This window comes from Paenibacillus sp. EB106-06-01-XG199 (assembly GCF_058791575.1).
Genome location: NZ_JBYTDQ010000003.1, coordinates 89264 through 102708 on the forward strand (window position 1 = coordinate 89264; position 13445 = coordinate 102708).

13 protein-coding genes and 1 other annotated feature are annotated in these 13445 nt (G+C 47.5%); of the genes, 5 read left to right on the forward strand and 8 right to left on the reverse strand.

What is annotated here, in order from left to right; translation table 11 throughout:
• Positions 1-43: 43 nt before the first annotated feature.
• The 3 genes from prsW to AC3WT9_RS11245 form a co-directional block, all read right to left on the reverse strand.
• Entirely contained in the window at positions 44-739 is a 696-nt protein-coding gene (prsW, locus tag AC3WT9_RS11235) for a glutamic-type intramembrane protease PrsW (RefSeq protein ID WP_038594548.1), read from the reverse strand.
• Positions 740-839: 100 nt separating this feature from the next.
• Positions 840-1454, reverse strand: coding sequence for a genetic competence negative regulator (locus AC3WT9_RS11240; RefSeq protein WP_038594550.1), 615 nt, complete (start codon positions 1452-1454; stop codon positions 840-842).
• Between the two features lie 221 nt (positions 1455-1675).
• Positions 1676-2047, reverse strand: coding sequence for a hypothetical protein (locus tag AC3WT9_RS11245; protein WP_341094554.1), 372 nt, complete (start codon positions 2045-2047; stop codon positions 1676-1678).
• 85 nt (positions 2048-2132) lie between these two features.
• Here AC3WT9_RS11245 and AC3WT9_RS11250 point away from each other — a divergent pair, with 85 nt between their 5' ends.
• Positions 2133-3044: a polysaccharide deacetylase family protein gene (locus AC3WT9_RS11250; protein WP_341094556.1), complete on the forward strand. Its 912-nt coding sequence runs from the start codon at positions 2133-2135 to the stop codon at positions 3042-3044.
• A gap of 121 nt (positions 3045-3165) precedes the next feature.
• On the opposite strand, the gene AC3WT9_RS11255 is transcribed toward AC3WT9_RS11250, so the two are convergent.
• Genes AC3WT9_RS11255 through AC3WT9_RS11265 form a run of 3 tightly spaced genes read right to left on the reverse strand, consistent with a single transcriptional unit; the run spans position 3166 to position 4978 of the window.
• Positions 3166-4020, reverse strand: a complete 855-nt coding sequence (locus tag AC3WT9_RS11255) for a metallophosphoesterase (RefSeq protein WP_341094558.1) — start codon at positions 4018-4020, stop codon at positions 3166-3168.
• The gene (locus AC3WT9_RS11260) at positions 4014-4388 is read right to left on the reverse strand and encodes a hypothetical protein (RefSeq protein WP_341094559.1); all 375 of its coding nucleotides are present in this window, start codon (positions 4386-4388) and stop codon (positions 4014-4016) included. The genes AC3WT9_RS11255 and AC3WT9_RS11260 overlap by 7 nt, the downstream gene beginning before the upstream one ends.
• The gene (locus AC3WT9_RS11265; RefSeq protein ID WP_341094561.1) at positions 4385-4978 is read right to left on the reverse strand and encodes a CPBP family intramembrane glutamic endopeptidase; all 594 of its coding nucleotides are present in this window, start codon (positions 4976-4978) and stop codon (positions 4385-4387) included. Before AC3WT9_RS11265 ends, AC3WT9_RS11260 begins: the two co-directional genes overlap by 4 nt.
• Before the next feature lie 65 nt (positions 4979-5043).
• Here AC3WT9_RS11265 and AC3WT9_RS11270 point away from each other — a divergent pair, with 65 nt between their 5' ends.
• Together AC3WT9_RS11270 and serA are read left to right on the forward strand one after the other, a co-directional pair.
• Complete coding sequence (locus AC3WT9_RS11270) at positions 5044-5952, forward strand: hypothetical protein (RefSeq protein ID WP_341094563.1); 909 nt, start codon at positions 5044-5046, stop codon at positions 5950-5952.
• Between the two features lie 114 nt (positions 5953-6066).
• Positions 6067-6293, forward strand: a binding site (T-box leader).
• A 238-nt stretch (positions 6294-6531) separates the two neighbouring features.
• Positions 6532-8124, forward strand: coding sequence for a phosphoglycerate dehydrogenase (gene serA, locus AC3WT9_RS11275; protein WP_341094566.1), 1593 nt, complete (start codon positions 6532-6534; stop codon positions 8122-8124).
• A gap of 109 nt (positions 8125-8233) precedes the next feature.
• Here the strand turns inward: serA and AC3WT9_RS11280 are convergent, their stop codons facing one another.
• Positions 8234-9079, reverse strand: coding sequence for an SDR family NAD(P)-dependent oxidoreductase (locus AC3WT9_RS11280; protein ID WP_341094567.1), 846 nt, complete (start codon positions 9077-9079; stop codon positions 8234-8236).
• A gap of 155 nt (positions 9080-9234) precedes the next feature.
• Here AC3WT9_RS11280 and AC3WT9_RS11285 point away from each other — a divergent pair, with 155 nt between their 5' ends.
• Entirely contained in the window at positions 9235-10239 is a 1005-nt protein-coding gene (locus AC3WT9_RS11285; RefSeq protein WP_342480212.1) for a helix-turn-helix transcriptional regulator, read from the forward strand.
• Here the strand turns inward: AC3WT9_RS11285 and AC3WT9_RS11290 are convergent.
• Complete coding sequence (locus tag AC3WT9_RS11290; RefSeq protein ID WP_492407590.1) at positions 10210-11535, reverse strand: ABC transporter substrate-binding protein; 1326 nt, start codon at positions 11533-11535, stop codon at positions 10210-10212. The two genes, AC3WT9_RS11285 and AC3WT9_RS11290, sit on opposite strands and share 30 nt — an antisense overlap.
• Positions 11536-11813: 278 nt before the next feature.
• Between AC3WT9_RS11290 and AC3WT9_RS11295 the strand changes: the two genes are divergently transcribed.
• The gene (locus tag AC3WT9_RS11295) at positions 11814-13442 is read left to right on the forward strand and encodes a sensor histidine kinase (protein ID WP_492407591.1); all 1629 of its coding nucleotides are present in this window, start codon (positions 11814-11816) and stop codon (positions 13440-13442) included.
• The last annotated feature ends 3 nt before the right edge of the window (positions 13443-13445 follow it).

Genomic DNA, 13445 nt, shown 5'->3' on the forward strand with positions numbered 1-13445 from the left:
GCATACGGGAACTACCCTTCAAGTTTAAGTGTGTCCATCTCTATTACAGGTTAACCTCTTCCTCCCGCTTCAGAAAACGAAACGGCGAACGGTTGTTGGCCCGCGCCACCTTGCCCATTCCTCCATACCACAGTACGGCCATCAAAGGTACGATATACCAAATCCAGTAATTGGGCGACGTGCTCAGGATAAAATCATAGATTCCATGCCACAGCCAAGGCAGCAGCAGAGAGACCAGCAATATTCCTCTGCCTTTGCCCGGTTTCGAGAACTTGGCCCTGCCCATGTGGTAGCCCATAATGACCCCGAACATTGCATGTCCCGACACCGGAAGCAGCGCACGCATAATCATTGAACCTATTGAAGCTTGACTGTACCAGGCGTACATTACATTTTCTATTGTTGCAAAACCGAGCGAAATCGCCACGGCGTATAGTATTCCATCATATGGCTCGTCAAATTCGGTATGGTTGTAAATCATATGGTACAGCACAAACCACTTCAACCCTTCCTCCACCCCGGAGGAAATCAGAAAAGAATCGACATAAGGTCCACTGTCCAGCCCAAGCGTAAGACCTCTCTGAATGATCATTACCGGAAAAACAATCAGCAGTCCAAGCAAAAACACCTTGACCACCATATGCAGCGGTTCCTGATCGTACTTGTCTTTCAGATAGAAAAAAGTCAGCAGGGCAAGTCCCGGTGCCACTGCCGACGAAATCACCGATAACCAAAGCACCGAATAACCTCCCCTGAAACTATACCCATTTCTCCTGCATTATCTTCCAATGGTCGAAGGAAGGCAGAAAGCATCCGCTGTCCTGCCGTTCCTCAATTTGTTATTCCTGGCGCTTAAAGTGAGTGCACAACAATTGGATCGCATTTTCGGCCATAACCGTCTTTCCGTATTCATCCAGTACGGCCTCGGTAACCGGCGAAGAATCGCCAAACTCTGCCAATACGGCAACAAGTCCAGACAATGCCGGCTCCTCAAATTCCTTCGGATCGAAGTAAAGATACCATTTATTGTTATAAGAATACAGTTTCCCCTGGGAAGTAATATTGCCGATGAGTACATGTGCCGCTTCAACCAGAACCTCAAAATCGCGGAATGCATACACAATGGAGTCGCTTTGTTCAAGAGTAACTTCCATTTCATAGATCTCTTCAGGCAATTCTTCTTCACCGGGCGCACCGTACTGATGGTGATCATATTTCCCCCGGGTCACAATAACGACCATACCTTGCGCGGGCATTGCGAACACTTCTACGGCAAGCGGACCGGTAGCGTCAAAACCAAGTTCACTATACGCTTGATCCATCATTTCCGTAAAAAGGTCATGCACCTTGGGAACTTCCTGCCACATATCTTCCTTCTGGATGCCCCGCTCGCTCAGGTCGTCAAAAGTGAGGAAAATCCGTATCTTATCTTGACTTAATCGCTCTATTCTCATGACAGGATCCTCCTTTTGCAAGCTCATTTGATATTAATGTATGATGAGTCCCGAGTAATGAGCCAAAAATGGTTACTATGTATGTATGTTATCATTTTGCTGCCATAAATGCACGTAAATAAATATATTTAATCACCCAATTGTTGCGGTTTATTGATAAAAAAAGAATCATTTTGCGGATGGAATCCTCCCCAAAATGATTCTAACGCTTTGCTTTGCGGTTACAAACCCGGTATCGCTGTATGTGTTTCTTTGAGAATCTGCTCTACTTCATGCTTAACATCAGGGTTGCTGCGGATGAAATCCTTCAGCATATTGAGGTTGGCTTCCTTGGATTTAACCGTGGACTCCCCCTTGTGATCGGCACTGCTCTTCGGCTCATGCGAGCCTTTGTCCTGGGAGCTGGCGCCGGCTGCGGTGTTTCCGAATCCGGTCATGGCCATGCCCAGAATTTTGTCCTTCGCTTTTTCACCGGCTCCTTGCATCGAACCGCTTGATCCGAGCGAGGACATCATGGCGCTGCGTTTTTTGGACATAATCATACTGGCGGCTGCACCCATCACCACTCCGCATAAAAATGACGAAGTATTCATATCTCTAACCTCCTTGTATGGTAAAATCATGCTTAGTGTTCGCGAAAAGATTCCGACTCATACAGCAAAGTTACAAGAAAGCGAGATGAAAAAAGTGGTTAAAGCGACATCAGCACTGCTGCTGGCCGCCATTTTGCTGGCATCCTGCAGCAACGGCGACAACAACGGCAAGACAGTGAACAACAATGCTCAGCCGACAGCGGCGGCAACTGAAACAGCATCGCCATCAGCTACGGCACAAGCCTCTCAGGGGAATGATGCTGCGGAGGCAAGCGCCTCACCTCAGGCGACACCAGCCGGCTCTTCAAACACTGGATGGACTGCGAGCGGAGAGACAAATCCTGCTGAAATCCCGCTTCTGTACCATATGAACAAAAATTACGACATTGTTCCGAATGAAGAAGGCACCAACAAGAAAGTCATCCTGCTGACCTTCGATGATGGCCCGAAGGAAGCGGAAATGATCAATCCGCTGATGGATACCTTGGATAAACACAAGGCTAAAGCGGTCTTCTTCGTGAACGGCTACCGCGTCAAAGAACATCCCGAGCTGCTTGAGCTTATCCATAGCCGGGGCGGAATTATAGGCAATCACAGCTGGGATCATATCAAGCTGAAGGACGAACCCTATACAGAGGTGAAGAAACAGATCGAGGATGTGCAGAAGATAGTCAAAGAAGTTGTAGGCGAAACCCCGCATTTCTTCCGTCCCCCGCATGGAGCAGGCGGCGATGTCGGCAAGAAGGTGGCGGAAGAGAACGGACTTCTCTATATGACCTGGTCCGTAGGATCACTTGACTGGGAAATGAAAGAAAAGGATGCCAATAAAACGGAGAAGCTGATTACGAATGTAACCGACCAGCTTCATTCCGGAAGCAACATCCTGATGCATGAGCTTCCCTGGACCGTGGAAGCATTGGATACGCTGCTTACGAAGCTGGAAGCCAAGGGTTACAGCTTCGTAGATCCGCGCAGCATTGAGCTGAAGATGCGCTGAGCATTGCTGCAGCTCAGTTCTAATAGAACACAATAAACAAGAGGTATCCAGCGCATGTTGCGGAGGATACCTCTTGTTTATCTGTATACATAACCCGATCCAGCGCCGCTAATCCGCTCTCTTAGCCAAATTGCTCAAGCGGTTCCTGCACTTTGCGCAGGGTCAGTACATGCATTTCTGCCGGACTGCTCCAGCGCAGCGGGAGATGAGCGGTGCCGAAGCCGCGGCTGATTAGCATTTGGACGATTGCTCCCGAGCTGTCCTGCCGCTCAAGCCGGTACATTCCGGCATTATATTGTTGATAGAACAAATCTGTATGCCTCTGCCTGATCAATGGCAGAACCACCTGTCCACCATGCGTATGACCGGCCAGAATGAGATCTGCGGGCAAGCTGGGCTGCTGGGACACCCAAAGCGGATCATGAACTAGAATAATCCGGCAGCATGAAGAGAGTGATTCAGGGACCGGAGCCAGAGGGGCATACGCTTTTTTGCCGCCTTTCTTCGGGAAATCCACACCGGTCAGCAGCAGACATTCATTTCCCCGTTCAAGGGTTATATTCTCATCAATCAGCAGGCTGGCCCCGCTGCCGCGGATAATATTGTCTACCAGCGAAATATTTGCCCGGTAATCATGGTTACCGTGAACGGCATACACAGGTGCAAGTGAAGCCACAAGCGCCATATTATCAACGAGACGGTTTATGGGACTCCCCTTCTCCGTCAGGTCACCTCCCAGAAAAACAGCATCCACTTTTCCATGTAAGGGGTCGAGCAGCTTTTTGGGTAACCGGCGGCGATGAATATCTGTGATAAACAGAATCCGGTAACCGTCAAATGCCGCTGGAAGTGAACCGAGAGATATTTCCTCGGCAATAATGTTCTTTTTAAATGCCGAAACTACCATAATTGCAGCTACTACGCCCAGCAACAGGAGCAGGGCCGCCATAATAATTATTACCCAGCCGGTTACCATAGAGTCCTCAATTCAGGAGCTCCTTCAAATCCCCACCAAAAGAGCGAAGCGAGCAGCATGACAAACATTACAATCAACGAGTTGACGAAGATTTTACTCAGGCGGATACGTTCCGAAGGGTAAGACTGCGCACGGGAAGGCGTATCCTCCCCCTCCTGGTCTGCTCTATCATGCTTCACAGAGGTTCTAGCTGCGGTGCTGGAATGCCGGGCCTTCCTTGACAGCGTACCAGGCACAAGAGCAGGCGCTTCCGACTCATGGGGGGGAGATACCGCAGCTTGCTTTCTATTTTTACCTTTGACCGGAGCCTGGCCTTCGCCTTTATATTTTTTCTGGCGGGATTTCACCCGGCTTAAGTCGTCACTCATGATACCCTCCTGTAGCGAATCACCAGACCTGAGAACAGGTCGATGAAGAAATGACATAAAATCGGTGCCCAAATCGTTCCGGAATGGATGTATATATAACCAAGGCCGTAGCTGCTGAGGAATACCCACCCGGTCGGAATCCAGTGCCGCAGATAACGCACATGAATAACTGCAAAAAGAATGCTCGTCCAGTAGGGACCCAGTCCATGCTGAATGGCACCGCGGAACAGAAGTTCCTCGCAAACTGAAACAACCGCTGCAATAACAACAATATGCCACAAAGGGCGGTTGCCGAACAACAACTGGTTAATTCCTCCGTCATCCATGCTTTCTTCTGGTACAATATAAGTCAGAATAAAATCCACAATCAGCATAATTCCTGCCAAACCAAGGCCCCAGTACACAAAATTTACACCGTTAGGAAAATTTAATATGTCAAACGGATTTCTTTTCTGCAATAATATCCATATCAAACCGATAAATAAGGTAAGGCCCTGTGTAATGTAGAGATTGATCAGCAGCAGCTTGTCGGTTAACGCTTGAGGATCGGCTTTTTTAATCTTTATGTCACCTAATTTGAATTTTTTCATTGTAACCTGCCTGTTCTATATTGTTTTTACATAAGATAATTTCCATAGAAGAAGGAGCACTAATTATGAACAGTCGTACCTCCCGCACTCAAATGTTATACACGCTAGGTTTTGTATTTTTCCTGATATGCGCTTTCGCCGCTTTCTTTACGGGAGTGAAAGTAGGTGCAGACAAGACAGAAGCTAAATATTCCCACCTGATTGAAGCTGACGGCGCATCGGAGGAATTCTCCGGATCTTACCAGCAGCAGGATCTTGTTACCTTCTATCATAACGTATTTTTGCCGTATCGTGAATTCAAGCGGAATTGGAACAACGAGGTAGACAGTTTATCACGCAGCACGGATGCCCGTGAGAACGCGGCTACACTGAAAAATCTCAGTATTCTGGCGGACAAGCAATATGAGAAGGTTAACCAGGATTCCATCTTCAATGGTTCGCCACTCCTGTATCAATCCCAGCTTAACATACTTAAGAGCCTGACGCTCTTCTCCCAGGCCTCCAACAAGGTGTCTGCTGGATCATCAGGTACAGAAACAGCCAAAGCGCTGAAGAACGATAACTTCACGGCAAATGCCATGCAATTCGGGCTGCTTGCCCAGAAGGATTTCTATGATTCCATGCTGAAGTGGGGTTCCAAAACCAACAGCAAAATCCCGGCGGTACCCAGTGAACTGAAGACGCTGTCCTTCATCCAATGGAAGAAGATGCCGCTCCTGCTTAAAAATGCTTCTATCGCCGAAATGATGCTGAACCGGGGAATTTACGCCGGCTATGATCCACAGGATATTACGGCCAAAATAGACGACATGATCTACTCCGGCATGGCCAGCTCCCTGAAGCTACAGGATGTCCAATCCTCAGTTACACTGCTTATTTCTACCGGAGCCATACAGGAGCAGGACTTCATGAAGTGGCGGGAACAATATTATGGCAAAGAAACGATGCCGCAGCTTCCGTTTTTCTATGAATAAGTCTAGTATATTGCATCATAACGAAAAATGAAGCCTACTTCAAGGCAGGCAGGTTGTAATAAGCCTATTGACACTTTTGGTGCCACCATGTTACATTATGAAAAAATTAATCAAGTAAAACCGATGATGGAACAAGGATGCTGGAAGCCTTCAGAGAGCCGGTGGGTGGTGCAAACCGGTGGCATACAGATATCTTTAGCGCTCCTGAGATATTGTATCGAACTATAAGTAGATGCAATCGGATCATCTCCGTTACCAGTGTGGCCTTTGCAGGCCAATGAGGCTGCTTCTTCAATGTTGCAGTGAATTAGGGTGGTACCACGACAACTCTCGTCCCTTACTACGGCAGTAGTATGGGGTTGGGAGTTTTTTTGTTACCCGGAATCCGTCTTTTGGCCTAAAAGGCCCAAAATTGGCAGGAGACTGTCCTCCTACACTCTCTTTCTTTTATGCGACAGCGCGTTACTTTGTTATTCTGACATGCTTTTCACCCGTTTTGATGCTTCAGGTACTGTGGATTGCCTTATCAGGGCATCCTTGGCATATTAAGCTTTATCACTTTAAGGGGGACAAGAAACCATGTTTAAAGTATTAGTATCGGATCCAATCAGTGATTTGGGCATTCAGCAATTGATGGACGCAAACGACGTGACTGTAGACAAGAAGACTGGACTTAGTGAAGAAGAGCTTATTGCAATCATCGGCGAATATGACGGCCTGCTCGTACGCAGCCAAACCACTGTTACCGAGAAAATTATTGCCGCAGGCACAAACCTGAAGGTCATTGGCCGCGCAGGTGTAGGTGTTGACAATATTAAACTGGAGGCGGCAACGCAGCATGGCGTTGTGGTCATCAATGCGCCGGACGGAAACACGATTACGACCTGTGAGCATGCTTTTGCCATGATGATGGCACTCGCCCGGCATATTCCCCAAGCCTATGCCAAAACGATTTCCGGCGTATGGGATAGAAAGACATTCCTTGGCGTAGAACTACGCGGCAAAACACTGGGTGTTCTCGGCATGGGACGGATCGGCAGCGAGGTGGCCAAACGGGCCAAAGCCTTCGGCATGAACATTCTCGCCTTTGATCCGTTCCTGACTCCGGACCGTGCGGAGAAGCTCGAAGTGAAACTGGCCTCCGTTGATGAGATTGTCCGCGGCGCTGATTTCATGACCGTGCACACACCACTGACACCCGAAACCCGCCATATGATTTCCCGCCCGCAGTTCGAAGTGATGAAAAAAGGCATGCGCATCATCAACTGTGCCCGCGGCGGCGTAATCGACGAAATGGCATTGGTTGAAGCCATCGACAGCGGCATCGTCGCCGGAGCAGCATTTGACGTATTCGAACAAGAGCCGCCACAAGCGGATCACCCGTTCCTTTCCCATCCAAAAATCATCGTGACTCCGCATCTGGGTGCTTCGACCGTAGAAGCCCAGGAGAATGTAGCCATCGATGTATCGGAGCAGGTGCTGCATATTCTGCGCAACGAGCCGTTCATTAACGCTGTAAACATTCCTCCGGTTGCGCCAAGCGTAATGAATAAGCTTCAGCCTTACTTCACACTGGGTGAGAAGCTTGGCAGCTTTGCAACACAGCTGACGGACGGCGCTATTCGTGAAATTCATGTTGAATATGCCGGGGATCTCTCGGATGTGGATACACAGCCGCTTACCCGATATATTGTAAAAGGCGTGTTCACCCGCCACTTCGGCAGTGATGTCAACATCGTCAACTCCATGCATCTGGCCAAAACGCGTGATGTGAATGTTGTCGTGACAAAGGCTTCCAAGACTAAGGGCTTCACTAATCTTATCACCGTTACGCTGAAGGCCGAACCGGATGAAGAACGCCTGGTAGCCGGAACATTGCTCCAGGGCTACGGCGAACGCATTGTCCAGGTCAATAAATTCCCGGTTGATATCGCTCCGGAAGGCCATCAAATTGTAATCTCCCACAACGACAAGCCGGGGATTATCGGTCTCGTCGGCACTCTGCTCGGACAAAACGATGTCAACATCGCTTCGATGCAGGTGGGACGTAAAATTGTCGGTGGTGCAGCTATCATGCTTCTGACAGTGGATAAAGAGGTGCCGCAGCATGTGCTTGTGAAGCTGGCTGGCTTGCCGGAAATCAACACTGCCGAAGAAGTCGTTCTGCTATAGAAGCCATTTCGTATCATTAAAGTTCTGAGTATTAGCAAAAAAAATCGCTCTTTCGAAAATGGAGGCATCCTGCAGCCATTTCAAAAGAGCGATTTTTGTTTATTCCGGTTTATTCCGGAACTTTGAATACCGGGACGACCCGCCCGTCAGCATCAGTGAATCCGTATTGTACCGCAAGGCTGCCTACCTGCTGCGGGATTCCCGTTATGGTCATTACCTCTGGATCTGCAGCCAGCTGAACCACGGCCCGCCCGATATAGGCTGTGGACTCACTGGTTTGCAGTTCAGGCACCTCCTGCCAATGCTCTTCATCTGTATTGAGGCTCTCCAGCACCAGTTCAGTCCGCATCCAGCCGGGCGACAACGGGATCACGGCTATACCGTCTGCCGCAAGTTCTACCGACAATCCATAGGCCATGCGCACCAGCGCATTTTTAGCCAGATCATAATAGAAGTTGTCAATGTATTTGTAGTGGTCCCAATACGTTGTATGAATAATAATACCACCGCTCTGCCGGTTGCTGCGCATTAGCGGAATCGCGTAATAGTTGGTCATCAGCTGCGCTCTGACTCCCGCATCGAACATATGGCTCCAATGTTCCAGAGGCAGCTCCCAGAAGGGTTTGCTCTCGATGGACAGCTCATTACCGCCCCATACATTGTTGACCAGGATATCCAGCCTGCCCTGCTCCGACGCTATCCGCCGGATGGCTTCTTCCGTTTCGCTATCCCGGGTATGGTCACAGCGGATCGCTTCACCCTGCCCTCCAACCGCCTTGATTTCATCGAGAACACTGTCGATCGTCCCTTTACGCCTTTCTTCGTGCGAAAGCCCTGTGCTTCTGCCTGTGATATACACATACGCACCTGCTTTTGCCAGTTCCAAAGCTATTCCCCTGCCGGCCCCCCTGCTTCCTCCGGTAACCAGTGCCACTTTCCCTTGCAAATTTGTCATACTACCGCTCCTCTCTTCATTGTTGATCTTAGTATCATTGGTTCTTCTGCTTGCTATACTCATCATAAACTCTATATATGACATCAACTGACATATATATATGATAAAATGAAAAAAGAGTTAAATTAGGGGGATACCCCCTATGAGGAGGACGTATGAGAGCAGACCGTTTATTATCTATATTGCTTCTGCTGCAGAACCGCGGCAAAGTCACCTCCCGTGAGCTGGCCAGCACCTTGGAGGTGTCCGAGCGGACAATATTTCGTGATATGGAGGCGCTCAGTGCCTCTGGAATACCTGTGCTGGCTGAACGAGGCCGGGAAGGCGGCTGGATGCTCACCGAAGGCTACCGCACTTCCTTAACTGGAATGAAGCCCAACGAAATAGGCGCTCTCCTGCTCTCTGCCGATTCGGCAATCTTGAAGGATCTTGGTATTCATGAAGATTTCACGATTGCATCGCGCAAGCTGGAGGCTGCTGCCTCAGGGAATAAATCCCCTTCCGCCAACTATTTTAACCAGCGTATTCATATAGACAGTGAAGGATGGCTTTCATCCGAGGAAAGCTTCCCTTTTCTTTCAACCTTACAGGCAGCTCTTTGGGAAGACCGGAAGGTAAGTATTTCTTATCTGCGAAATGGGGAAATAAAGAACAGAATCATTGGACTGCTGGGCTTGGTGGCGAAACGGGGGGTATGGTATGTTATCGGGCAGCATGAGGAGCAGTTCAGAACCTACCGGGTTTCGAGAATCGTTGCTGCCCAAATATTAGAGGAAGCTTATTCACGACCTGACGATTTTGAGCTGACGAGTTACTGGGAGTTGTCTAAAGTATCGTTCAAATCCGCCCTTCCCAGTTATCAAGCCAAATTCACGCTAAAGTCTTCCTCCCTTCAAGCGTTAAGGCAGGAACGCTTTGTTACATTGCTGTCCATAGATGAATCTCCTGATTCTGCATGGCTGGAGGTCGAAGCTGAGTTCAACGTCATAGAAGCAGCTTGCCGAATCATGTTGTCCTTGGGTCCCCATGTGATCGTCAGGTCACCAGAGGAGCTGCGTATAAAAGTATATAAGGCTGCACTGGAAACCGTGCTATTGGGTCGTCGGGTGAGTCGTCTCCCAGCTACTGATTCATTTAGCGGCTTCATCAAGTTTCTTTAAAAACTCTGCCGGAGTGCATCTTCCATCCATTAAAGATTGATGGGCCTCCATTACTTTATTTTTAAATTCATTACTTCCTTGATCCTGGAGCGGGGTCCCGCTGGAAGTTGAAATGGAGCTAAAGATGTCTACCAGTCCTTTTTGCAGCTTATTTTCTGCCCCAGTCAGGTATTGATCGAATTTTTGAGCGGGTATCCCTGCTCCACTTTGCCAAATAAGCTTCGCCCAATTCTCTGGATCGTAGAAGTATTTCAAAAATTGTACAGCCTCCCCTTTATTCTTAGAATGTGCGGAGATTGAATATCCACCGCCGAACCAGGCTGCGACATCCGTCAGCTTGCCTCTATCAGAAGCGGGATACGGTGCAGCTGCAACATTACTCCGGAATTCATCCGAGAAATTCTCATCCGTAGCAAGACTGGATTCCCAGCTCCCCATCAAAAAGAAAGCCGCTTTACCTTGTCCAAACAAGTTGCGGGCTGCGCCGTAATCGGCAGTCAGGAAGCCGTCCGCAAGTGTCTTCTCTTTCTGGAACCTCTGTAATTCTTTAGCTGCTGCAAGAAATTGTTCATTGCCTGTAAAGGTAGCTTTGCCCGCGAGAACCTCGTCCATTTTGCTAAAATCGCCCGTATGCCGCTGAGCGATGTACTCGAACCAGATCGGTAGTGACCAGCCTTCAACAGCATTGGTTGTGATAGGATTAATGCCTTTCTCTCTTAGCATCTTGCTTGCCTTAAACCATTCTTGTGTTGTTCCAGGAACCGGGATACCGGTGTCGGCCAATATTTTTTGATTGTAGTACATCACAAAGAAGTCGGTATTTCTAGGTAACCCGTATAATTCACCATGCTGCTTGAATCCATCGAGTGAGCCGGATACGAAATGGTAGGAGATATAATCTGACTCGTTCAGCTCAGCCAACAAACCTGCATCAATTAAGGGTTTGATAAACGAGGTCTGTCCCCAGGATTGAATAATATCCGGAAGAGCATTCGATGTAGCGTATATTTTAACTTTGGATTTATAAGGCTCATCCTGCAATGCCTCGACTTCTATTTTTACATTTCTATGTTCTTTCATATAAGCGTCTATGATTTGCTGTTCGATTTTCCCCTGTCCGTTCTTGCGGTCAGCAAGGGCTGTGAACAATTTCAACGTGACAATTCCCGGTGTCTCTGTATTATTCGGATCTTTTATTGCAGGTGTCTTGGAATTCATATTCGTAATACTAAATATTGCGCAAGCTGTCAAACCGGTTATGATCAGTATGGATAGTGCGCGGTATTTCTTTTTCATCCTCTTCCCCACCTCTTGAGAAGTTATTATTACTAAAATTCAGGGGACAGCACATATATTATTACCTTAATTATAGTTATACTGATGATATTCTATGTAAAGCAGGGTGAGACAATATTAAACCTATCGTGACGCGGTATCGAGACATTTCACTGCAGTATAAACTACTGATCTGGGTTATCCCTCTACTGATCTTTACTGTAGGTTTAACTGGCCTTTATTCCTATTATATTGCCGCCAATGAGATCGTCGATAAAATCCGTCAAGCGCAAAGTCACATGGCAGCCAAAACGACGAACCAGCTTGATTTTATCACCAGCGGTACTATTAGCACAGGTAACTTCCTGTTTCTCAATCCATCCTTACAACATTTGGTGACCACCAGTGATACACTCGAGGTAAGAGAGCAAATCTACAAATCCCTCCTCCCATTGATGGTCTCGAGCGAATCCTTTCAATCCTTGCTTATTTATCGCTTGTCTGCGGGTCAAGAAGATAATGGGCCATTCGCCATTACACAAACCGGCATTGCCAGTGCTGCCTCCTTCGCCGAGTTTCAAGAAACCCGGTTTTTCAAGAACATTATGAAATCTGCCGGTGAGCCAATATGGGATATGTTGTCCCCTGAGGATCACCTGCTGCATGGAGACAGACATTATAAGCTCGTGATGATCAAGCCCTTTAAGGATTTCAATACCTATAAACGAATCGGTGTGCTAATGATTGGGATCGATGCCGATCAACTCAGCAATAATCTTTTCCGCAAAGAAAATAATGCTTATCAACTAGTTATCAATGACGATGGTGTGATTCTGGCCTCTACGGAGTTGGATAATTTGGGTGAACATATCGGTGATCTGCCTTATTTCCAATCTGCTGAACCTGCACTCTCAAAAGATGATGCGCTCAGCTACCTGCTGGATAGAGATGATTTGGTTGTCTCTCAGACCACTTCCCCGCTGACAGGCTGGCACTCTTTGGTGATACAGAATAAAAAGGATTTATTGAAAGAGCTCGATTATATCAAATCCATAACTGTTCTTATTATGGCAGTGTTTACGCTGGTAATGATACTGTGCACTTGGTTAATCGCCAAAATCATTACGAACCCTGTCAAAACATTAATTCTCTCGATGAAGCAGCTGCAGCTTGGAGACTTCAGTCAGCAGGTTAATTTTTCGGGGAATGATGAGATCGGCCAACTGGGTTACTGGTATGATACGATGGTCAAGCGTGTCAAAACCCTAATCGATGATGTATATACTTCACACCTAAAGCAGAAAGAAGCAGAGCTTAAAACGCTGCAATCGCAAATCAATCCTCACTTCCTGTACAACACTTTAAATATGATAAGCTGGACGGCGATGCAGAAGAATGAGCGGGATATCGCAGAAATGGTTCAATCTTTGTCCCAGGTGTTTAGGTTAAGTCTAAATAACGGCCAAGACAATGCTACTCTTCATCAGGAGGTTGAATTCATCGAGAATTATTTATTTTTGCAAAAGAAACGCTTTACTACCAGATTTCATTTCTCCGTCACCCTGGATGAAGAGATCAGTCATTTCCAAGTCCCCAAATTATTATTGCAGCCCCTTGTTGAAAACGCCATCATTCATGCCATAGAACCTTTAGAGGGAAACGGAATGATTGCGGTAGCCTGTTATGCTGAGGAATCGTGGATCGTACTGGAGGTTGTTGATAATGGGAAGGGTATGACTCCAGAACGGGTAAAGCAAATTTCATGTCATCCTAAACCGGTTGCTCCTTCCATTGGACACTCAGGCCTCGCCTTAAGTAATATTCGCGAAAGGTTGAATCTGTACTTTGAGCTTACGGAATTTCACATTGAAAGCACCTTAGGTCTAGGTACGCGTATCCAAATCCGAATCCATAGAGGGGGTAACTAAACG